Source organism: Lysobacter rhizosphaerae, from assembly GCF_054779795.1.
In genome coordinates this window covers 432,826-453,555 of the sequence record NZ_BAAGXO010000007.1, presented here as the reverse complement: position 1 = coordinate 453,555, position 20,730 = coordinate 432,826, and the positions used below count along the sequence as shown (strand labels likewise).

Annotated in this window: 14 protein-coding genes; 8 read left to right on the top strand and 6 right to left on the bottom strand. The window is 67.4% G+C overall.

Annotation, left to right across the window (positions count from 1 at the left end; all coding sequences use genetic code 11):
* Positions 1-53 precede the first annotated feature (53 nt).
* Complete coding sequence (locus ACYVGE_RS11170) at positions 54-2,084, bottom strand: glycoside hydrolase family 97 protein (protein WP_460729886.1); 2,031 nt, start codon at positions 2,082-2,084, stop codon at positions 54-56.
* A 37-nt stretch (positions 2,085-2,121) separates the two neighbouring features.
* Complete coding sequence (locus tag ACYVGE_RS11165; protein WP_460729884.1) at positions 2,122-4,821, bottom strand: alpha-1,6-glucosidase domain-containing protein; 2,700 nt, start codon at positions 4,819-4,821, stop codon at positions 2,122-2,124.
* 155 nt (positions 4,822-4,976) lie between these two features.
* Here ACYVGE_RS11165 and ACYVGE_RS11160 point away from each other — a divergent pair, with 155 nt between their 5' ends.
* On the top strand, positions 4,977-6,497 hold the full coding sequence (locus tag ACYVGE_RS11160) for a tryptophan halogenase family protein (protein WP_460730566.1): 1,521 nt from the start codon (positions 4,977-4,979) through the stop codon (positions 6,495-6,497).
* Between the two features lie 16 nt (positions 6,498-6,513).
* Here the strand turns inward: ACYVGE_RS11160 and ACYVGE_RS11155 are convergent, their stop codons facing one another.
* Positions 6,514-8,130 carry an alpha-glucosidase gene (locus ACYVGE_RS11155; protein ID WP_460729882.1) on the bottom strand — a complete coding sequence of 539 codons (1,617 nt, stop codon included), beginning with the start codon at positions 8,128-8,130 and terminating at the stop codon, positions 6,514-6,516.
* A gap of 158 nt (positions 8,131-8,288) precedes the next feature.
* Here ACYVGE_RS11155 and ACYVGE_RS11150 point away from each other — a divergent pair, with 158 nt between their 5' ends.
* Together ACYVGE_RS11150 and ACYVGE_RS11145 are read left to right on the top strand one after the other, a co-directional pair.
* Positions 8,289-9,818, top strand: a complete 1,530-nt coding sequence (locus ACYVGE_RS11150; RefSeq protein WP_460729880.1) for an MFS transporter — start codon at positions 8,289-8,291, stop codon at positions 9,816-9,818.
* Positions 9,819-9,829: 11 nt separating this feature from the next.
* Positions 9,830-11,560 (top strand): alpha-amylase family glycosyl hydrolase, encoded by a 1,731-nt coding sequence (locus ACYVGE_RS11145; RefSeq protein ID WP_460729878.1) that lies wholly within the window; start codon positions 9,830-9,832, stop codon positions 11,558-11,560.
* A gap of 40 nt (positions 11,561-11,600) precedes the next feature.
* Here ACYVGE_RS11145 and ACYVGE_RS11140 read toward each other — a convergent pair whose 3' ends face one another.
* The 3 genes from ACYVGE_RS11140 to trxA form a co-directional block, all read right to left on the bottom strand.
* Entirely contained in the window at positions 11,601-12,635 is a 1,035-nt protein-coding gene (locus ACYVGE_RS11140) for a LacI family DNA-binding transcriptional regulator (RefSeq protein WP_460729876.1), read from the bottom strand.
* Positions 12,636-12,787: 152 nt separating this feature from the next.
* Positions 12,788-14,464, bottom strand: coding sequence for a transcription termination factor Rho (gene rho / locus ACYVGE_RS11135; protein ID WP_460729874.1), 1,677 nt, complete (start codon positions 14,462-14,464; stop codon positions 12,788-12,790).
* Positions 14,465-14,772: 308 nt separating this feature from the next.
* Positions 14,773-15,099 (bottom strand): thioredoxin, encoded by a 327-nt coding sequence (gene trxA / locus ACYVGE_RS11130; protein ID WP_310054471.1) that lies wholly within the window; start codon positions 15,097-15,099, stop codon positions 14,773-14,775.
* A 249-nt stretch (positions 15,100-15,348) separates the two neighbouring features.
* Between trxA and rhlB the strand changes: the two genes are divergently transcribed.
* The 5 genes from rhlB to ung all read left to right on the top strand — a co-directional run bounded on the left by rhlB (position 15,349) and on the right by ung (position 20,726).
* Positions 15,349-17,055, top strand: a complete 1,707-nt coding sequence (gene rhlB / locus ACYVGE_RS11125; protein WP_460729872.1) for an ATP-dependent RNA helicase RhlB — start codon at positions 15,349-15,351, stop codon at positions 17,053-17,055.
* Positions 17,056-17,218: 163 nt separating this feature from the next.
* Positions 17,219-17,905 carry a cell division ATP-binding protein FtsE gene (ftsE, locus tag ACYVGE_RS11120; protein WP_460729870.1) on the top strand — a complete coding sequence of 229 codons (687 nt, stop codon included), beginning with the start codon at positions 17,219-17,221 and terminating at the stop codon, positions 17,903-17,905.
* On the top strand, positions 17,902-18,858 hold the full coding sequence (ftsX, locus tag ACYVGE_RS11115) for a permease-like cell division protein FtsX (RefSeq protein WP_460729868.1): 957 nt from the start codon (positions 17,902-17,904) through the stop codon (positions 18,856-18,858). The genes ftsE and ftsX overlap by 4 nt, the downstream gene beginning before the upstream one ends.
* Before the next feature lie 251 nt (positions 18,859-19,109).
* Positions 19,110-19,952, top strand: coding sequence for a response regulator (locus ACYVGE_RS11110; RefSeq protein ID WP_460729866.1), 843 nt, complete (start codon positions 19,110-19,112; stop codon positions 19,950-19,952).
* Between the two features lie 66 nt (positions 19,953-20,018).
* The gene (ung, locus tag ACYVGE_RS11105; RefSeq protein WP_460729864.1) at positions 20,019-20,726 is read left to right on the top strand and encodes a uracil-DNA glycosylase; all 708 of its coding nucleotides are present in this window, start codon (positions 20,019-20,021) and stop codon (positions 20,724-20,726) included.
* Positions 20,727-20,730: the final 4 nt, after the last annotated feature.

Genomic DNA, 20,730 nt, shown 5'->3' with positions numbered 1-20,730 from the left:
TTTCCTTCGACAGGTGGAACAGCACAGATCCGGATTCAACATCGCTCGCGCCATCACTTCTTACTGGGCAGGAAACGGATCGCCGCGCCACCGCCCGCGCCCAGCTTCAGCGTCAGCGTGTCGCCGCGCGTGACCTTGCGGGTCTCGCGCACGAAGGCGAAGGGATTGGTCTTCCAGTCCGCGCCGTCGCCATCGCGGTAGATCTGTGCGACGTAACTGCGCCCTGCATCGAGGAAGTCCAGCGGCACCTGCAGCGTGCGCGCGTTCTCGTCGGTCACGCTGCCCAGGTACCAGTCGGCGCTGTTGCGATCCTTGCGCACGATGGTCGCGTAGTCGCCGACTTCGCCGTTGAGCACGTGCGTCTCCTGCCAGTCCACGGGCACGTCGCGGATGAACTGGAACGCGTCCATGTGCTGCTCGTAGTGCTCGGGCAGGTCCGCGACCATGTGGATCGGGCTGTACAGCACCACGTAATCGGCGAGCTGGCGCGCCATAGTGTTCTGGATGGCCTGGCCATTGCGGCCCTTAAGGCTGAGCACGCCCGGGGTGAAATCCATCGGCCCGGCGAGCATGCGGGTGAAGATCAGGTTGGGCTCATGTTCGGGCGGATTGGGCGGAGTGCCCCAGGCGTTGAATTCCTGGCCGCGCGCGCCTTCGCGCGAGACCCAGTTCGGATACGTGCGGCGCAGGCCGGTGTCCTTGATCGGCTCGTGCGAGTCGATGGCGATGTGGTGCTTAGCCGCCTCCTGCACCACGCGCAGGTGGTGGTTGCTCATCCACTGGCCCTCGTGCCATTCGCGCACCACCGGGCCGCCGTCGGCGTCCTGCCGCTCGATCTGGCCGGCGTCGCAGACATAGCCGGTCTTCACCGCGTCGATGCCCAGGCGCTGGAACAGCGCGAACGCCGCGCCCATCTGCCGCTCGTAATGGCTGACCGCGCAGGCGGTCTCGTGGTGGCCGATCAGGTGCACGCCCTTCGCCTTCGCATACGCCGCGAGCGCTGCGATGTCGTAATCCGGCGTGGGTTTGCTGAAGTCGAAGTTCCAGCCGTTGGCGAACCAGTCGCCGTCCCAGCCCACGTTCCAGCCTTCCACCAGCACGCCGCGGAAACCGTACTTGGCGGCGAAGTCGATGTAGCGCTTCGTGTTCTGCGTGGTGGCTCCGTGCCTGGGCCCGGTGCCCCAGGTCTGCTCGTCCAGGTGCAGCGACCACCACACGCCGACGTACTTGGACGGCTTGAACCAGCTGACGTCGCCGAGCTTGTTGGGTTCGTTGAGGTTGAGGATCAGGTTCGACTCGACCAGCCCGCCGGCGCGGTCGGCGACCTGGATGGTGCGCCATGGCGTCGCGAACGGCGTGCGGCGCACGACCTTGGCCCCGTCGGTTCCGGGCGTCAGCACCGCGCGCAGCCGGCCGCCTTCGCCCTTCGCCAGGTTCATGCCGGCGTAGTCCACCAGCGCGGCCTCGTGCACGGTGAGGTGGGTGCCGTCGGCGGTGCGCAGGGTGATCGGGGTCTGCGCCACGCCCACTTCCGCCAGCGGCGTATGGTTGTACAGATATTCCTCGCGGTTCCATTCGAACGCGGGCAGCCACCACGCGGTGGCCGGCTGCGCGATGGCGAACTCGGTCAGCTCCTCCTGGATCTGGACCTCGTCCAGCGCCGGCTGCTTCGGCAGTTCGTAGCGGAAACCGACGCCGTCGTCGAACACACGGAACACCACGTCGAACTGGCGGTGGTCGCGATCGCTCTCGATGAAACTGGCGCGCAGTTCGTTGTAGTGGTTGCGGACGAAACGGCGCTCGCCCCACGGCTGCTCCCAGGTCTCGTCGAAGGCGCGCGCCGATTGCTGCTCGAGCTTGAGGTTGCGCAGCAGTTCGCGGCCGTTGCGCAGGAGGAAGCCGAGCCGGGAATCGCCGATCAGCGGCGTGCCCTTGTGTGCCACGCGATAGGCGAGCCGGCCTTCGCCGTTGAGGTCCAGTTCCACCTTCAGCGTGCCGTCGGGCGAGGCGACTGCGGCGACGGTTTCGGCATGGGCCGGAACGACCAGTGCCATCAGCAGGAGAGCGGGCAAACCAACGCGCATCGGGATTCCTTGGCAGATTTATCGGAGTTGAAACGCTTTACTCGACCACGAACACCACGGCCGTCCGCGGCGGCACCACGAAGCGGCCCTGGCGCGCATCGAAGCGTGCATCCGCGGCGCGTCTGTCGGCCGCACTTGCGGCGCGCTGCACCGGATGCAGCACGTAGCGCTTGCCGGCTTCTTCCGGCAGCACCAGCGCTTGTTGCTCGGGAGAGACATTCAGCAGGTACAGCACCTCGCGGAAGTTCGCACCGTCGCAGTCGCCGCCGTCCAGGTGACCGGTGATCACCAGTGGGTTCTGCGTGGGTCCGGTGTTACCGAAACGCAGCCGTTGTTTCACGTCATCCGCATTGCGCAGCCGGAACAAGGTGGAGCTGGCGCGGATGCGCAGCAGGTCGCGGAAGCCGTCCCGCATGAACGCGATGTCGCCGGGTGTCGGCTTGACGATATCGGTCAGCACCGGCCGCAGCAGGTCCCAGTCCTTGCCGTTGTCGCTGGCGGGCGGCAAGCCACTACCGAAGAAGTTGTCGCGGTAGCTCCAGTCGAGGCGGTTGAACCAGTCGCCCGAATCGAAGCTGTTGCGGTCCAGCGACTTGGACCGCAGCACGTCCATGCCGGCATGGAAGTAGGCCACGCCCTGGCTGAAGGCGACGAAGGCCGCGCCGAGCAGCTGCACGCGGGCGCGATCCGCCGGGGACGTATCGCGCGGCAGCTTCATCGCGTCGATGTCGAACAGGGTCTGGTTGTCGTGGTTCTCCACGTAGTTGACCACTTCCGCGGGCTGCGCCGCGTAGCCGGCGGGCTGGCCCTTGTAGTTGATCTCACGCAGCGGCTTCTCGGCGCCGTCAGCGGTCTGCAGGCGATAGTCGCGCAGCGTGCCGGCGAGGCCGATGCGGGCGAAGTCAGCCGCGCGCAGCAGGTCGGCGCGCGTGTGCTTGCCTGCACTCAGGGAATTGGGAGCGTAGAACAGGCCGTTGAGATAGCCCTGCGCAGTGACCAGGTCGGTGCCGCTGTCGCAGCAACCGCCACCGCGCAGTGCATCGCGGGCGCGGTCGCTGAAGGTGCCGATGCCCGAGTCCTGCAGCGACAACTGCGAGGCCTGGGCGAAGCGCTTGCCGTCGGCGATCTCGCCGAAGTTCCAGCCTTCGCCGATCAGGTTGATGTGGCGGCCGGCGGCGGCATCGGCGCGTTGCTGCACCTGTTCCATCGCCGCGCGCGGCTGGTGGCCCATCAGGTCGAAACGGAACGAGTCGATGCGGTACTGCCGGGCCCACAGCGCGACTGAATCTGCCATCAATTTGGCCATCATCAGGTGCTCGGTGGCGGTGTTGGCGCAGCAGGTCGAGCGCTCAACCTTGCCCTCGGCATCCAGGCGCTGGTAGTAGCCGGGCACGATGCGACCGAGCACCGAACGCTCCTGCTGCCCCGCCACCGTGGTGTGGTTGTAGACCACGTCCATGCCCACGCGCAGCCCCGCCGCATGCAACGCCATCACCATCGCGCGGAACTCGCGGATGCGCACCGCCGCGTCGCCGGCATCGCTCGCGTAGCTGCCCTCGGGCACGCTGTAGTGGTACGGGTCGTAGCCCCAGTTGAAGCAGTCGCGCGCGGCCTGCGCCATCACCGTCGCCTGCTGCTCCTCGCCGTCGGACGCCGCCGCAGGCACCGTGGGCGTGACACAGCCGGACTCGGGAATGGTCGCGATGTCGAACACCGGCAGCAGGTGGATATCGCTGAGCCCGGCTTCGCGCAACGCGTGCAAATGACGCATGCCGTTGGAGGCGGTGTCGGTGAAGGCGAGATACTTGCCGCGATGCCGCTGCGGAACGCTGGCATCGCCGATGGAGAAGTCGCGCACGTGCAACTCGTAGATCGACATGTCGGTCTGCACGGCCAGCGGCGCGGGGCGTGGCGCGTCGTCCCAGCCCGGCGGCTTTAGTGCGGCATCGTCGAGGTCGGCGATGTAGCTGCGCTTCGAATCGGTGGTGAGGCCGATCGAATACGGATCGGTGACGCGGTTGCGCACCATGCCGGTCCCTGGAACGAACACATCGACCAGGTAGGTGTAGTACTGCGTCCGCAAGTCGGCCTCGATGGTCGCGGACCATATGCCCGTCGTCGCATCGCGCTGCAATGGCGCGGCGCGGGTAGCCGGGCCCGTGCCGTCGCCGTAGACACAGAGCGCCACTGCCTGCGCCGTCGGTGCCCACAAACGGAAGCTGGTGCGGGCCGCGTTCGCCGACACACCGAGCGCGATGTCGTCGGCTGCGCGGGCGTACAGGCTGTCGAGCGCGCCCGGCGCCTGCACGTGGGTCGCGTCCAGTACACGGCCGGCCTCGTCTTCCTGCACCAGCAGCATCTGACCCGTCAGGAACCGCGGAACCTTGGCGAGGTCCTTGCGGGTGACTGCCAGTTCGACGCCGTCCGCAACGAAGCCGAAGCGCTCGAACAGCGATGCCGGCAAGGTATCGGGAACACCGACCTCGATGCTGTCGTCTGCGCCGCGCACCGGCTGGCCGCGTTCCGCGCGCAACCGCGCCTGCGCGGAGTGGTAGATCCGGTAGTTCCCCGGGCCGCTCGACCCCGGCCACTTCAGGAATTGCGCATCGAGCCAGTACGCGCGCGCATCGGTGGCGGCACGCGCGGCGGGATGCAGCACGGTGGCGTATCCGGGGGCGTCGCATGCGGCCGGCGTGGCCAACGCCGCGGCAGGCACCAGGGCCAGAAAAAACGCCACGGCAAGCCCGCAGGGCCCGCGACCAGGTTTCGCCCGGAGGTCCCTGAATACGGCTCTGAAATCGTAATCAGCGTTCATGGGATGCAGATCTCTTGGTAGCGGCGCCCGTCGACGGCATGCTGGCCGTCCACGACACTGCAATGGAAAAACAGGCGATGACCGAGCCACGCATCCGCAACATCGTCATCGTCGGTGGCGGCACCGCCGGCTGGATGGCCGCGGCCGCGCTGTCCAAGTTGCTGCAGGGTCAGGTCGACATCCGCCTGATCGAATCCGACGAGATCGGCATCGTCGGCGTCGGCGAGGCCACGATTCCGCAGATCCAGCTGTTCAACCAGGCGCTCGGCCTCGACGAAGACGACTTCATCCGCAAGACCCAGGGCACGTTCAAGCTCGGAATCGAGTTCGTGGACTGGTTTCGCCCGGGCCACTCCTACCACCACGCGTTCGGCGGGATCGGCGGGCGTCCCCTCGGCGTGGTGCCGTTCTACCAGTACTGGCTCAAGCTGCACCAGGCTGGCGCAGCGGGCGAACTGGGCGACTACACCTTCAACAGCATCGCCGCGCGGCAGAACAAGTTCATGCGCGCGGTGGCGATTCCGAACTCGCCGCTCTCCACCATCGCCCACGCTTTCCATTTCGATGCCGGCCTCTATGCCAAGTACCTGCGCGGCCATGCCGAGGCGCGGGGAGTGCGCCGCACCGAGGGCAAGGTGACGCAGACCCGCCTGCGCGGCGAGAACGGCTTCATCGAAGCAGTAGTGCTGGAAAGCGGCGAAGTCGTGGGCGGCGATCTGTTTATCGATTGCTCCGGCTTCCGCGGCCTGCTGATCGAGCAGGCGCTGCATACCGGTTACGAAGACTGGACCCACTGGTTGCTGTGCAATCGCGCCATGGCCGTGCCCTGCGAATCGGTCAGCCCGCTGACCCCATTCACGCGCTCGACCGCGCGCAAGGCCGGCTGGCAGTGGCGCATTCCGCTGCAGCACCGGATCGGCAACGGCATGGTCTATTCCGCCGACCACATCAGCGACGATGAAGCCGCGTCGATCCTGCTCGGCAGCCTCGACGGCGCACCGCTGGCCGATCCACGACCGCTGCGCTTCGTTACCGGCATGCGCAAACGCTTCTGGAACCGCAACTGCGTGGCGATGGGCTTGGCCAGCGGTTTCATGGAGCCGCTGGAGTCGACCAGCATCCACTTCATCCAGCAGAGCATTTCCAAGCTGGTTGCCTTCTTCCCGTCGGCCGGGTTCGACCAGGTCGACATCGACGAATTCAACCGGCAGGTGCAGTTCGAATACGAGCGCAGCCGCGATTTCATCGTGCTGCACTACATCGCCAACGAACGCCCCGGGCCGTTCTGGCGCCAGTGCAGGGAGATGGCCATCCCCGATACGTTGGCAGCCAAGATCGAGCTCTTCCGCAGCCACGGCCGCCTGTTCCGCGAGCACGAAGAACTCTTCACCGAGTCGAGCTGGGTCCAGGTGCTGCTGGGACAAGGCGTGATGCCGCGCAGCTATCACCCGATGGTTGACACGCTGCCGCACGACGAAGTCAGTCGCATGGTCACTGGCGTGCGCGGCGTGCATGAGGCCTGCGTCGCGGCCATGCCATCGCATGCCGAATTCATCGCCAAGCATTGCGCGGCCGGCGCCGTGGCGGTGCCGGCCTGATCGCATGCGCGGCGCCTCAATCGAGCGTGGCGTAGAACGCGCCATGCGCGGGTAGCTGCAGCACGTCGCTTGCGGTACGGCCGTTGGCGACGCCTGGCGCGGTGATCGCCTGCACGCGCACGTCGACCGGCGAGGGCATATCGATCGCGGCACCCGACAGGTTGAAGGCGACCAGCAGCCGTTGCGAATCGCATTCGCGCACGAAGGCCAGCACGGGCTCGGATGTATCGAGGAAATGGATCGCGCCCTCGCGCAGCGCCGGTTGTGTCCGGCGCCAACGCAGGAAGGCGCGTGCGGCGTTGAGCACCGAGTGCGGATCGGCATCCTGTGCGGCGACGTTGCGCGCGATGTGGTCGGCGGGAATCGGCAGCCACGGCTTGCCGTCGCTGAAGCCCGCCTGCGCCAAGTCGTTCCACGGCATCGGCGTGCGGCAGCCGTCGCGGCCCTTGAAGTTGGGCCAGAACGTCTTGCCGTAGGGATCCTGCAGCGCCTCGTACGGCACGTCGGCCTCGGGCAGGCCGAGTTCCTCGCCCTGGTACAGGCACACCGAGCCGCGCAGCGAGCACACCATCGCCACCAGTTGGGCGGCAAACGTCCCGCTGGCGCCGGCGCCGCCCCAGCGCGTCACCGCGCGCCGCACGTCGTGGTTGGAGATCGCCCAGCACGGCCAGCCTTCCGTCATCGTCGCTTCGAGCCGTTCGACCGTGCCGCGGATGTAGGCGACGCTGAAGTCGTCGGTCAGCAGCTCGAAGCTGTAGCCCATGTGCAGGCGCTGGTCGTTGCAGTACTCGGCCATGGTCGCCAGCGAGTCCTCCGAGGAGATCTCGCCGAGCGTGGTCGCATCGGGATAGCGGTCCAGCAGCGCGCGCAGCTCGCCGAGGAACTGCAGGTTTTCCGGCTGCGTGTTGTTGTAGTGGTGGTACTGGAATGCGTACGGGTTGTCGGGGCTGAAGCCACGCCCGGTGCGCAGTTCCGCCGGCTTGGGCGGGTTGTCGCGCAGTTGCGCGTCGTGGAAGCAGAAGTTGATCGCGTCCAGGCGCAGGCCGTCGACGCCCTTGTCGAGCCAGAAGCGCACGTTGTCGAGCGTGGCGGCGCGCACGTACGGGTTATGGAAGTTCAGGTCGGGCTGCGAGGACAGGAAGTTGTGCAGGTAGTACTGACCGCGTCGCGGTTCCCACGTCCACGCCATCCCGCCGAACAGCGACAGCCAGTTGTTGGGCGGCGTGCCGTCGGGCTTCGCGTCCGCCCACACGTACCAGTCGGAACGCGCATTGTCGCGGCTCTCGCGGCTCTGCCTGAACCAGTCATGTTCCATCGAGGTATGGCTGAGTACCTGGTCGATCATCACGCGCAGGCCCAGCGCATGCGCCTTCGCCAGCAGGCGCTCGAAGTCGGCCAGGGTGCCGAACAGCGGGTCGACATCGCGGTAGTCGGCGATGTCGTAGCCGAAGTCGGCCATCGGCGATTTGAAGAACGGCGAGATCCAGATCGCGTCCACGCCGAGGCTGGCGACATGATCGAGCCTGTCGACGATCCCCGGCAGGTCGCCGACGCCGTCACCGTTGGTGTCCAGGAAGCTGCGCGGGTAGATCTGGTAGATCACCGCGCCACGCCACCAGCGGTTCGTCGCCATCGGCCCTCGGCCCCAATTCCGTCAGAGCCGCGACTATTCCACGCCGCGGTACCCGGCGTGTGGGCGCATGGTCACGGCGACGCTTGAATACGATTACATTTCATTGTGCAGTGCGGGCACTGACTACGATGCGTGCCACCAAAGTTCAAGGAAACCAGATGAAGCAAAGCGCCGCGCAGCAGGGTGGGGGCATCGCCCACGGGAAGCCGCAGTTGTCGTTCTGGCAGATCTGGAACATGTGTTTCGGCTTCCTCGGCATCCAGTTCGGGTTTGCACTGCAGAACGCGAACGTCAGCCGCATCTTCCAGACGCTCGGCGCCGACATGGACACCCTGCCGGGCCTGTGGATCGCCGCGCCACTGACCGGACTGATCGTGCAGCCGATCGTGGGCTATCTGTCCGACCGGACGTGGACGGGACTGGGACGCCGGCGACCGTATTTCATGGTCGGCGCGGTGCTCGCTTCGATCGCGCTGTTGCTGTTCCCGAACGTGTCGGCGTTGTGGATGGCGGCGGGCCTGCTGTGGATGCTGGACGCGTCGATCAACATCTCGATGGAGCCGTTCCGCGCCTTCGTTGGCGACCAGTTGCCGGTCCGGCAGCGCGCCAGCGGTTATGCGATGCAGAGCTTCTTCATCGGCGTGGGCGCGGTGGTGGCGAGCCTGCTGCCGTGGTTGCTGGCGAAGTACGGCGTGTCGAATACCGCAGGCCCGGGCGAAGTGCCCGACACCGTGCGTTATGCCTTCTATGCCGGCGGCGCCGTGCTGCTGCTCGCGATCGCATGGACGGTGCTGCGCACCCGCGAATATCCGCCCGACAAACTGCATGCGTGGGACGAGGCGCCACCGCTGGCGCGCCGGCCGCGTGATGCCACGCGCGTGCGCCGCAATGCCCTGGCCTGGCTCCTGGCCGGCAGCATCGGCGTCATCGCCGTGGCGCTGGGCGGCTGGGATCGGCAGCTGTACATCTTCGCCGGCCTGCTCACCGCCTACGGAGTCGCCTTGCTGCTGCGTTCGCTGCGGCAGGGCGAGGGCGCCTTCAGCCACATCATGGACGACCTCTACGACATGCCGCCGACGATGCGGCAGCTCGCCGTGGTCCAGTTCTTCTCCTGGTTCGCGCTGTTCGCGATGTGGATCTACACCACCGGCGCGGTGACAAGCGTGCATTACGGCAGCGCCGACACGACCACGGCCGCATACAACGAAGGCGCGAACTGGGTCGGCGTGCTGTTTGCCGCCTACAACGGCTTCGCCGCACTGGCGGCGGTACTGATTCCGTGGATGGTGAAGCGCTGGGGCCTGCGCATCAGCCACCTGATCAACGCCACGCTCGGCGGCCTGGGCCTGCTGTCGTTCGCGGTCATCCGCGATCCGCAATGGCTGCTGCTGTCGATGGTCGGCGTCGGTTTTGCCTGGGCCTCGATCCTGTCGTTGCCGTATGCGTTGCTGTCCGACAGCGTGCCGGCGCAGAAGATGGGCGTGTACATGGGCATCTTCAATTTCTTCATCGTGATCCCGCAGCTGGTCGCGGCGAGCCTGCTCGGCGTGCTGCTGAAAGTGTTCTTCGGCAGCCAGCCGATCTACGCGCTGGTGATCGGTGGCATCAGCCTGCTGGTGGCCGGGTTGTGCGTGCTGCGCGTGCGCGAGCCCGCGCCCCATGCAGCCGTCGCGGCGGCCAATCCGTGAGGAATCCGCACATGGAACGTCGCCTGCTCACGGTGGTCTGTGCCCTGCTGCTCGCCGGATGTGCGCGTGAAGCCGCTGCGCCGTCGCCGGCCACCGATGCGTCGAAGCCGCGGGCGGAGCAGGCGGCGAGCGCGAACGACTACATCGGCACCGCCGAACCGCTGGCGGCCAACGCGGTGTACTTCGTCCTCACCGACCGCTTCGTCAACGGCGATCCGGGCAACGACCAGCGCGAGCAGGCGGCAGGGCCGAACCACACGTTCGACCGTCCGGTACCCGGCGCACCGGCGGGGCACAGCGACAACATCGGCTACCTCGGCGGCGACTTCAAAGGCCTGCTCGACAACGCCGACTACATCCGCGGCATGGGTTTCGGAGCGGTGTGGGTAACGCCGATCGTGGACCAACCTGACGAGGCCTTTACCGGCGGCGATCCGGTGACCTGGGGCAGCATGTTCACCGACCGCGGCAAGACCGGCTTCCATGGCTACTGGGGCGTGAATTTCTACAAGCTCGACGAACACCTGCCCAGCGCCAACCTCGATTTCGCCGGCCTCACCAAGGGCCTGAAGCAGCACGGCCTGAAGACGGTGCTCGACATCGTCTGCAACCACGGCTCGCCGTCCTACACGATGCCGGCGGACCAGCCGAAGTTCGGCGAGATTTACGGCAAGGACGGCAAGCTGCTCGCCGACCACCAGAACCTGGCTCCGGACAAGCTCGATCCCGCGCACAACCCGCTGCATGCGTTCTACAACACGCATCCGGGGCTGGCGCAGCTGTCGGACATCAACGAGAACAACCCGCAGGTACTGGAATATTTCGTCGGCGCGTACTCGCAGTGGATCGACCAGGGCGCGGACGCGTTCCGCATCGACACGATCCCGTGGATGCCGCATGCGTACTGGCATGCCTTCACCACGCGGATCCGCGCGAAGCACCCGGGCTTCTTCATGTTCGGCGAGGCCTTCGACTACGACGCCGCGACCATCGCCGCGCACACTCTGCCGCGCAACGCCGGCGTGAGCGTGCTCGACTTCCCACTGAAGGAGCGCGTGGCGGAAGTCTTCGGGCGCAAAGGCGGCGGCTTCGAACGCATCGCCGAGCGCCTGTACCTGGAGGACGGCCCGTACCAGAACCCGTACGAGCTGATGACCTTCTACGACAACCACGACATGGCGCGGCTCGACGCCAGCGATGACGGCTTCATCGACGCCAACAACTTCCTGTTCACCACGCGCGGCATCCCGGTCATCTACTACGGTTCGGAGACCGGCTTCGAGCGTGGCACCGCCGAGCACATGGGCAACCGCAACTACTTCGGCCAGGAACGCATCGACGCCGCACCGCGCAGCGCGATCTACCAGTCGCTCAAGCGCATCGGCTCCCTGCGCGCGGCCACGCCGGCATTGCAGCGCGGATTGCAGGTCAACGTGCTGATGCAGGGCGAACGCGCCGCGTTCTATCGCGTACTGCAGCAGGGCGACACGCACCAGATCGCACTGGTGCTGCTCAACAAGGGCACGGCGCCGGCGGCGTTCGCGGTCACGGACCTGCTGCAGGCGGGGCGCTGGCATGTGGCGCTAGGCGGTGGCGACGTCGATGTCGCCGAGGGCGGCGCGTTGCAGGCGACCGTGCCGGCGCACGGCGTCGAGGTCTACGTCCTCGATGCGACGGTGACCCAGCCGGCGTTGCGTGCGGCACTGGCGCGCGCACGCGACGGCGCACACCCGCGCGGTTGAGGCATGGCGGCTCCCTTCGCGTCGCGGAGGGAGCAGGCGGTCAGCCGACGGTGCTCGACCTTCGGACCACCAGCGACGGCGGCAGCATCACGCTGTCGACGGGCTCCGAACGGACCCGCTTGAGCAGCGTCTCCACCAGCAGTTCGCCGGCGCGCGAGGTGTCCTGGATCACCGAAGTCAGCGGCGGGCTGGCGACGCGCGCCATCGGGATGTCGTCGAAGCCGACCACCGCGACGTCCCACGGCACGTGGCGGCCGTGCTCGACCAGGGCGCGCATCGCGCCGATCGCGATGAGGTCGCTGGCGGCGAACAGCGCATCGAACGGGCGTCCGCGTTCCATCAACGCCAGCGCCGCGGCATAGCCGGCTTCCTCCGAACTCTCGGCGTCGACCTGCAGGTCGGCGTGCATCGATGCGCCGCCCTTCTGCAGCGCCGCGTCGCAACCGCGGTAGCGGTCGAAGAATTCGGGATAGTGGTTGGAGGCGTGGCCGAGGAAGGCGACGCGCTTGCGTCCCAGGCCGAGCAGGTGTTCGCCCACGAGCTGGCCGCCCTGGAAGTTGTCGCAACCGATCGAGATGCCCGGCTGGTCCGGCAGCACCGCGCCCCAGCGCACGAAGTGCGTGCCATGTTCGACCAGCTGCTCGAGCTTGCAGCGATAGGCCATGTAGTCGCCGTAGCCGAGCAGGATCAGGCCGTCGGCCTTCATGCTGTCTTCGTAATCGGCGTGCCAGTCGTCGGAGAGCTGCTGGAACGAGACCAGCAGGTCATGCCGGTGGCGCGCGCAGGCGCGCGTGATCGAACCGAGCATCGACAGGAAGAACGGGTTGATGTGCGACTCGTCCGGGGTCGGGTCCTCGAACAGCAACAGGGCCAGCGTGCCCGAACGCTGCGTGCGCAGACTCGAGGCGCGATGGTCGACCTTGTAGTTGAGTTCGCGCACCGCTTCGAGCACCCGCGCGCGGGTTTCCGGATTGACCAGCGGACTGCCGCGGAGGACGCGCGATACGGTCGCCTGCGAAACGCCGGCACGATGGGCGATGTCGACGGAGGTGGACCGGGATTTCTTGCTGCGCATGCGGACCGGGAAGCGTGGAAACGCCCCGAGTGTAGTCGGAAAGCGGCGGATCGCCGAAACCCGTGGCGGGGGGGTGGCAAAAACGACGACGCCGGCGCGAAGCCGGCGTCGTCGTTGTTGGAACCGCGTGCCGCGGAACCGGGTGTGGCGGCTCAGCGCTTCATCGAGCTGAAGAACTCGTCGTTCGACTTGGTGGTCTTCATCTTGTCGAGCAGGAACTCCATCGCGCCGATCTCGTCCATGCCGTGCAGCAGCTTGCGCAGGATCCAGATCTTCTGCAGCAGTTCGGGTTCGATCAGCAGGTCCTCGCGGCGGGTGCCCGAGCGGTTGATGTCGATGGCCGGGTAGACGCGCTTCTCGGCAATACGGCGGTTGAGGTGGACTTCGGAGTTGCCGGTGCCCTTGAACTCCTCGTAGATCACCTCGTCCATCTTGCTGCCGGTGTCGATCAGCGCAGTAGCAATAATGGTGAGCGAACCGCCTTCCTCGACGTTACGCGCGGCACCGAAGAAGCGCTTCGGACGGTGCAGTGCATTCGCGTCGACGCCGCCGGACAGGACCTTGCCCGAGGAGGGCACGACGTTGTTGTAGGCGCGGGCGAGGCGGGTGATGGAGTCGAGCAGGATGACGACGTCCTTCTTGTGCTCGACCAGGCGCTTGGCACGCTCGATCACCATTTCGGCGACCTGCACGTGGCGGGCGGCGGGCTCGTCGAAGGTCGACGACACCACTTCGCCGCGCACGGTGCGCTGCATTTCGGTCACTTCTTCCGGGCGCTCGTCCACCAGCAGCACGATCAGGTGCACGTCCGGGTGGTTGTGCGTGATGGCCGTGGCCACCTGCTGCATCATCATCGTCTTGCCGGCCTTGGGCGGGGAGACGATCAGCGCGCGCTGGCCTTTGCCCTGCGGTGCCATCAGGTCGAGGATGCGGCCGGTGATGTCCTCGGTCGAACCGTCGGCGCGCTCGAGCTTGAACTTGCGGCGCGGGAACAGCGGGGTCAGGTTCTCGAAGAGGACCTTGTTCTTCGACGCTTCCAGCGGCTCGCCGTTGATCGTGTCGACCACGGCCAGGGCGAAGTAGCGCTCGCCGTCCTTCGGCCAGCGGATGCGGCCGGACAGGTGGTCGCCAGTGCGCAGGTTGAAGCGGCGGATCTGGCTGGGCGAGATGTAGGTGTCGTCCGGGCCGGCCAGGTAGCTGGCCTCGTGCGAACGCAGGAAGCCGAAGCCGTCGGGCAGGATTTCCAGCACACCGTCGGCGGCGACGCCTTCAGCGTGACGGGTCAGGACCTTGAGGACGGCGAAGATGACGTCCTGCTTGCGGGCGCGGGCCACGCCTTCCTGGATCTGCAGCTGCTCGGCGATGTCCAGCAGGCGGTTCGCGGGCATGCGCTTGAGGTCGCCCAGCGAGTAGACCGGGAAGCCCTCGGGCACCTGCGGGTGCGGGCGCGGGACGAAAGTCTCGTTGCCGCCGGCGTCGTCCTGCATGCCGCCGTCGCGGTAGCGGTCGCGCTGGCGGTCGCGGCGGTTGCGGAAGCGGTCGCGGCGGTTGCCACCACCGCCCTTGTCGAAGTCACGGCCTTGCTGGCCGTGCTCGCCACCGCCGCCCTGGGCAGGCGCGGAATCGTTGGCAGCGGCGGCCGGGGCGGCTTCGCCCGAGGACGCGACCGGCGGCGGCGCGGATTCTCGCGGTGCCGACTCGCGCGGTGCGGGCGGCGGGATGGGCAGGGCGGACTGTTCGGCGGCGGCCGGCGCATCGGCCTTCACGACGCGTGCCTTGCGCACGCGCTTCTCGGCGGTTTCGCCGGAATCGGGGGTGTTATCGGACAAGCAGGGAATCCTCGCTAAGCGGCGAGCGCTCGCGGTCTGCGAGCGGGACGTCAGGGACGTGGGTCATTGAGAAGAGGGGCGCGGCGCCGAGTACATATCGGCATGCCTGCAGGGCGAAACTAGCACCGTGGCCGCGTCGCGGCAAGCGCGCCGCGGCACAAGTTCAGCCCTGATGATGATGAACGAGCCGCAGCGAGGGGTAAAAGCCGGCTACGGGTTGTTTCAGCGGTCCGCGGCAGGGTAGCCACGGACCTGTTCCAGCGGGTTCGCGGCAAGGGTTGCCACGGACCGGTTCAGCTGCGCAGGCCTTACAGCGCCTTGTCCAGCATCTGGCTCAGCTGGGCCTTGCCCACCGCGCCGATCTGCTGGGAGTGGATCTGGCCGTTCTTGAACAGCAGCAGCATCGGGATCGAGCGCACGTGGTACTTCATCGCGCTGGCGCGGTTGTGGTCGACGTTGACCTTCACGATCCTGGCCTTGCCGGCGTAGGTGTCGGCCAGCTCGTCGAGGGCCGGGGCGATCATCTTGCAGGGGCCGCACCATTCAGCCCAGAAATCGACGAGGACCGGCTCCGACGAGCCCAGCACGACGGCATCGAAATCGGCATCGCCGACATGCATCACTTTGTCGCTCACGCGTATCTCCTGGAGCTTGGGGCCCCAGCAGGGGCGCGGGGCGGGTAAGTAATGGGACCACGGACCGGGTGACCGGACCGGTGGGACCGCAGGCTGGGTTAAACTGGGGCGTTTCGCGCCGGCTTCAAGTCCTGGCGCCTACGTCAAACCGAGCCGGCAAGCCCGGCCCTGGCAGTCTGCGATGGCAGGCCGCCCCCATGCAAGCGCTGCCCAACGCAGCGCGGCCTTCGCGATGAAACACAGAAATCCATGAGCGACAAACCGCTAACCGACATCACGTTCGACTCGTTCGAACTGCACCCGTCCCTGCTGGCCGGCCTCGAAGCCGCCGGCTTCACCCGCTGCACCCCGATCCAGGCGCTGACCCTGCCGCTGGCCCTGAATGGCCGCGACGTCGCTGGCCAGGCCCAGACCGGCACCGGCAAGACCCTCGCCTTCCTGGTGGCGGTGATGAACCGCCTGCTGACCCGTCCCGCCCTGGCCGAGCGCAAGCCGGAAGACCCGCGCGCGCTGATCCTGGCCCCGACCCGGGAACTGGCGATCCAGATCCATAAGGACGCGGTCAAGTTCGGCAGCGACCTGGGCCTCAAGTTCGCCCTGGTCTACGGCGGCGTCGACTACGACAAGCAGCGCGAAATCCTGCAGAAGGGCGCCGACATCATCATCGCCACGCCCGGGCGCCTGATCGACTACGTCAAGCAGCATCGCGTCGTCTCCCTGCACGCCTGCGAGATGTGCGTGCTCGACGAGGCCGACCGCATGTTCGACCTCGGCTTCATCAAGGACATCCGCTTCCTGCTGCGGCGCATGCCCGAGCGCACCACGCGCCAGACCCTGCTGTTCTCGGCGACGCTGTCGCACCGCGTGCTGGAACTCGCCTACGAGCACATGAACGAGCCGGAAAAGCTCGTGGTCGAAACCGAATTCATCACCGCGGCCAAGGTTCGCCAGAAGGTCTACTTCCCGGCCGACGAGGAAAAACTGCCGCTGTTGATCGGCCTGCTCTCACGCTCCGAGGGCGCGCGCACGATGGTGTTCGTCAACACCAAGGCGTTCGTCGAGCGTGTGGCGCGCGCGCTGGAAAGGGCCGGCTACCGCGTCGGCGTGCTCAGCGGCGACGTACCGCAGAAGAAGCGCGAGTCGCTGTTGAAAAAATTCCAGGCCGGGCAGCTGGAGATCCTGGTCGCCACCGACGTGGCCGCGCGCGGCCTGCACATCGATGGCGTCTCCCACGTCTACAACTACGACCTGCCGTTCGATGCCGAGGACTACGTGCACCGCATCGGCCGCACGGCGCGACTGGGTGCGGAAGGCGACGCGATCAGCTTCGCCTGCGAGCGCTATGCGATGTCGCTGCCGGACATCGAGGCCTACATCGAGCAGAAGTTGCCGGTCGTGGCGGTCGACCCCGACCTGCTGATCGCCGTGCCGCGCGCGCCGCGCGAGGTCCCGGCCGGTGGCGAGGGCGACGAGGCCGGCGAAAGCATCGGCGCGATCTTCAAGGAAGCGCGCGAACAGCGCGCCGCCGATGAAGAACGTCGTGGCGGTGGCCGCAGCCGTGGTGGCAAGGACGGTGCCCGCAGCGGCGGTCGCCGCGAAGGCGGTTCCCGCACTGGCGCCCCGCGTGCGCGCAGTGAGCGCGCGCCCGGCGAAGCCCACGCGCCGCGTCCGCCGCGCGCCGAAGCGCCCGCCGCGCCGCACGCCGCACCGGCTGCTGCGGCCAATGTCGCCGCGAACGAGGCCGGGCACGCGCCGCGCAAGCGCCGTCGCCGTCGTGGCGGACGCAAGATCGAAGGCGCCGAGGGTGCCGTGCAGGTGGCGAAGTCACCGGCGAACGTCCCGGCCGCCAAGCCGGCCGCCAAGCCGGCTGCGGCGGGGGCGAAGCCGGGTCTGATTGCCCGCATCGGCCACGGCCTGAAGAAGCTGGTCACGCGCGCGCCCAGTTCGCAGCATTGAGGGGCCGCGGGTCGCACGCGATCCGCGCCACTCTCCGGCACGCATCCCGGCCAGGCCGGGATGCGGCGGCGGCGATCGCCTATCGCCTATCCCCGCCAACGACTAGCCATCGCCGCGTCCGGCCCCGATACTTGCCGCTGAACTGGCTGCACTTCCGGACCGAATGGCCGTCCTGCGCTTCGACAACGTCAGCAAACGCTACGACAGCGGTCACCACGCGTTGACCGACGTGAGTTTCGAAGTCGCCACGGGCGAGATGCTCTTCATCACCGGCCATTCCGGCGCCGGCAAGAGCACGCTGCTCAAGCTCATCCATCTCAGTGAACGCGCCAGCCGTGGCGCGGTGCTGTTCGGCGAGCGCAACCTGGCCAAGGTGCGCGGTGGTCGTATTGCCCTGCACCGGCGCGATGTCGGCGTGGTCTACCAGGACCACCGCCTGCTCACCGACCGCAGCGTTGCCGACAATGTCGGTTTGCCGCTGGTGCTGCGTGGCATGCGGCGTGGCGACATCGCCAAGCGCGTGCGCAGCGTGCTCGAAAAGGTCGGCCTCGGCGCGCGCGCGAATGCCCTGCCGGGCCAGCTCTCCGCAGGCGAGCAGCAGCGCGTGGGCATCGCCCGCGCGATCATCGGCGAGCCGAAGCTGCTGGTGGCCGACGAGCCCACCGGCAACCTGGATCCGACCCTGTCCGCGGAGATCCTCGACCTGTTCGCCTCGCTGCCCGAGCGCGGCACCAGCGTGCTCATCGCCAGCCACGACCTCAACCTGCTCAAGCGCATGAAGAAGCGCGTGCTGGTGCTCAACCAGGGCCGCCTCGTCGACGACATCTCGCCGCAGGACCTGGCCGAATGAACATCGAAGTCGACGCCATGAAGGCGCAGTCGCGCATCGGCATGTGGTTCGACCACCACGTCTACAGCCTGGTGGCCAGCCTCGGTCGCATGTTGCGCAAGCCATGGGCGACCGCACTCACCATCGGCGTGATGGCGGTGGCGCTGGCCCTGCCGTTGGGGTTGTGGGCCACGCTGCGGAACGTCGAACGTTTTGCCGGCGACATGCAGCAGTCGCGCCAGGTCAGCCTGTTCCTCAAGACGGATGTCAGCGTGGACCGCGCCAGGGCGCTGGCCGGGGAGTTGAAGGCACGCGGCGACGTCGCGCAGGTCGAACTGCGTACGCCGGAGCAGGGTCTCGAAGAGCTGCGCCAGCGCGGCCTCGGCGATGCGCTCGCCGCGCTCGAAGGCAATCCGTTGCCGAGCCTGTTGATCGTGACGCCCAAAGGCAGTGACAACGGTGCGGGCGATGAAGGCGCGCTCGCGGAATCGCTGCAGGCACTGCCCGAAGCCGACGTCGTCCGGCACGACGCTGGCTGGCGCCATCGCCTCGACCAGTGGCTGCGTTTCGGCGCGCGCCTGGCGTGGGTGCTTGCCGGCCTGCTGGGCCTGGGCGCGCTGCTGGTCGTGGGCAACACGGTGCGGCTCGACATCCAGTCGCGTCGCGACGAGATCGGCGTGCTGCAACTGCTGGGCGCGAGCGATGGATTCATCCGCCGGCCTTTCCTGTACCTGGGCGCGTGCTACGGGCTGCTGGCGGGCGCGTTCGCGCTCGCCCTGCTCACCGCCACCGATATCGCCCTGCGCGCGCCGCTCGCCGAACTCGCGCGCAGCTACGGCAGCAGCTTCGCCCTGCGCGGGTTCGACCCGTCGCAGGCAGCCGCGATCGTGCTCGTGGCCGGTCTCCTGGGCTGGCTCGGCGCCGGTTTCGTGACCGGTCATTACCTGCGCCAGACCCGTCCGACGGACATTTGAGTAGTCTGAAAGAGTCCCTCCGGGACATCTTCCAGACACGCCGGGCTCGAGCCAAGCTCGACCCCGGCTTACGCGGATCAAGCACTTGCGTGCTTGCCCGCGTGCGGCACATCCCGGTGCCGCAGGAATCGCCGAACTTCGTTCAGCGATTCCTTGATCGAAAAGCCGACCGGCGTCGCAACATCGCCGCGTAATCGCAGCAGGCAGCGCGTACACTCGCGACTCGCCCACTCCGCCGTCCTCGCAATCTCATGTCTTCGCAGGATCTGCGCCACCTCGACAAGGCCGCGCCACGCGTGATGGTGGTGGACGGCAGCAAGCTGGTGCGCAAGATGATCGGCGATGTGCTGGTGCGCGAAGTCGCCGATGCCGAACTCGTGGCATGCGGCAGCATCGGGGAAGCGCGCGACGCGCTGGCGCGGGGCGCGGTCAATCTGGTCACCACTTCGCTGGTGCTGCCCGATGGCGATGGCATCGCACTCGCGCGCACGGTGCGTGAAGCGTCGGGCCAGGCGTATGTGCCGATCATCGTCGTCTCCGGCAATGCCCAGGACGCACTGGAAGCGCGACGTTTCACCGAGGACGTCACCGACTACTTCGACAAGGGCCTGGGCTACAGCGCGCTCGCGGCCTTCATCCGCGGCTACGTGCAGCCCGAATCGATCCCGGGCGCCCGGGTGCTGTACGTGGAAGACAGCAAGGTGGTCGCACTCGCGACCAAGCGCATGCTGGAACGCAACGGCCTGGTCGTCGTGCACTTCGTCGGCGTCGAAGAGGCGCTGGAGTACCTCGAGCAGCACCGCGGCAACGACGATCCGGGCGCCGACCTGGTTCTCACCGACGTCTACCTCAAGGGCGAACTCGAAGGCAGCGACCTGCTCCACCGGATCCGCAATGACTTCGGCTACGGCAAGCGCCGCCTGCCGGTGCTGGTGATGACCGGCGACGCCAATCCGGACAACCAGAGCGAGCTGCTGCGCATGGGTGCGAACGATCTCGTGCTCAAGCCGATCGAGGAGCGCCTGCTGGTGACCAAGACGCTGTTCCAGCTGCGCGTGGCGAAGATGCCGGAGCAGCGCACGCTCGACGCGTAACGCGTAACGCGTAACGCGTAACGCGTAACGCGTAATCGGCGCGCGGCGCAGCGGTATCCTGTGCGCATGAACGACATCGGCGAACGCATCCGGCTCGACCCTTCCTGGAAATCGCGCATGGGCGACTACCTGCAGCGCGACGACATGCAGGCGTTGTCGACGTTCCTGCGCGAGCGCAGGGCGAGCGGCGCGCGCATCTTCCCGCCGGGACCGCAGATCTTCGCCGCGCTGGATGCGACGCCTTTCGACGCGGTGAAGGTGGTGATCCTCGGCCAGGATCCGTACCACGGCTTCGGCCAGGCGCATGGCCTGTGCTTTTCCGTACAACCCGGCGTCGCGGTACCGCCGTCGCTGGACAACATCTACAAGGAAATCCAGCGCGACCTGGGCATCGCGCGGCCCGGCCACGGGTGCCTCGGGCACTGGGCGGAACAGGGCGTGCTCCTGCTCAACGCCGTACTCACCGTCGAGGAGGGGCGCGCCGGCGCGCACCAGGGCAAGGGTTGGGAAGGCTTCACCGACCGCATCGTGGAAACGCTCAACCGCGAACGCGAGCACCTGGTGTTCATGCTCTGGGGCGCCTATGCGCAGGCCAAGGGCAAGGTCATCGATCCACGCCGGCACCTGGTGTTGAAGGCGCCGCATCCTTCGCCGCTGTCGGCGCATCGCGGGTTCATCGGCTGCGGACATTTCTCCGCTGCCAATCGCTACCTCGCGCAACACGGCATGGCGCCGATCGACTGGTCGCTGCCGCCGCGCGAGCGGATCGCGTAGCGGA

Excerpts from the sequence above, each read along its gene's own strand:
- ACYVGE_RS11160 (WP_460730566.1), top strand. The coding sequence starts at position 4,977 with ATGACCGAGCCACGCATCCGCAACATCGTCATCGTCGGTGGCGGCACC.
- ung (WP_460729864.1), top strand. The coding sequence starts at position 20,019 with ATGAACGACATCGGCGAACGCATCCGGCTCGACCCTTCCTGGAAATCG.
- ACYVGE_RS11140 (WP_460729876.1), bottom strand. The coding sequence starts at position 12,635 with ATGCGCAGCAAGAAATCCCGGTCCACCTCCGTCGACATCGCCCATCGT.
- rhlB (WP_460729872.1), top strand. The coding sequence starts at position 15,349 with ATGAGCGACAAACCGCTAACCGACATCACGTTCGACTCGTTCGAACTG.
- ACYVGE_RS11150 (WP_460729880.1), top strand. The coding sequence starts at position 8,289 with ATGAAGCAAAGCGCCGCGCAGCAGGGTGGGGGCATCGCCCACGGGAAG.
- ftsE (WP_460729870.1), top strand. The coding sequence starts at position 17,219 with ATGGCCGTCCTGCGCTTCGACAACGTCAGCAAACGCTACGACAGCGGT.
- ACYVGE_RS11170 (WP_460729886.1), bottom strand. The coding sequence starts at position 2,084 with ATGCGCGTTGGTTTGCCCGCTCTCCTGCTGATGGCACTGGTCGTTCCG.
- ACYVGE_RS11155 (WP_460729882.1), bottom strand. The coding sequence starts at position 8,130 with ATGGCGACGAACCGCTGGTGGCGTGGCGCGGTGATCTACCAGATCTAC.
- ACYVGE_RS11110 (WP_460729866.1), top strand. The coding sequence starts at position 19,110 with ATGTCTTCGCAGGATCTGCGCCACCTCGACAAGGCCGCGCCACGCGTG.
- ftsX (WP_460729868.1), top strand. The coding sequence starts at position 17,902 with ATGAACATCGAAGTCGACGCCATGAAGGCGCAGTCGCGCATCGGCATG.
- ACYVGE_RS11145 (WP_460729878.1), top strand. The coding sequence starts at position 9,830 with ATGGAACGTCGCCTGCTCACGGTGGTCTGTGCCCTGCTGCTCGCCGGA.